Below are 832 nucleotides of genomic sequence, written 5' to 3' on the forward strand. Positions count from 1 at the left end.
GTTCCCCGCGCCCCTGAGGGGGTGCGGGCCGGGCGGCGTAGATACGAGCTGTCGGGTGGTGAGGTTTCGTGGCGGGGTGTCGGCCGGGTGGGGCTGGTCGCGCAGTTCCCCGCGTCCCTTAGGGGGTTGCAGGCGACGGCGTAGATACGAGCTGTCGGGTTCTCCCTCTGGGGGGCTTGGGCGCCTAGCGTGGGCGTATGACTTCTGGTGTGTGGGATCCGGCTTTGGCGGGGCGGTTGTTGGTTGTTGAGCGGGATGTGTTGGTGCCGATGTTGCGGGGGAGGGCGGAGGGGGACTTCGGGGTGGCGACCGTCGCGTGTCCGGGGTGGTCGGTGCGGGATGTGCTGGCGCATTGTTCGGCGGCGTTGATGCGGGTGGTGGAGAACCGGTTCGAGGAGGGGGTGTTCTCGCCCGAGTCCAACGACCGGGACATCGCCGAGCGCGCCGACTGGACCCCCGCGCAGATCGTCGACGAGCTGGAGCGCGGGATGACCGAGGCGGGGCCGGTGATCGCCAAGGCCGGTGGGGCGTTGGACGGCATCGCGCTGGGGGAGTGGGTGCACGCCGGGGACGTACGGGAGGCGCTCGGGGAGCCGGGGGCGTACGCCGGGGCCGGGCTGCCCGACGCACTCCGGCTGCTCGCGTGGCTGACCCGGGAGCGGCGGCACGTGCCGTTGCAGGCCGACCTGGACGACGTCGACGAGCCGCTGCGGCTGGGGGAGGCGGCGGCGTCGAGGCCGCCGGCGCGGTACATCGGGGACGCGGCGACGCTGGTGCGGCTTTATGCGGGGCGGCCGGTGGACGGGGCTGCAGCGTATGAGCTGGTGGGGGT

The 832-nt window shown here is 72.8% G+C and carries 1 protein-coding gene; it reads left to right on the forward strand.

Annotated features, from left to right (window positions below; all coding sequences use genetic code 11):
- Positions 1-197: 197 nt before the first annotated feature.
- Positions 198-832, forward strand: a 635-nt coding sequence (locus tag L0P92_RS44705; RefSeq protein WP_234768848.1) for a maleylpyruvate isomerase family mycothiol-dependent enzyme, incomplete at its 3' end; no start/stop codon positions are given.

It is taken from the genome of Streptomyces muensis (genome assembly GCF_021474425.1).
Lineage (GTDB): Bacteria > Actinomycetota > Actinomycetes > Streptomycetales > Streptomycetaceae > Streptomyces > Streptomyces muensis.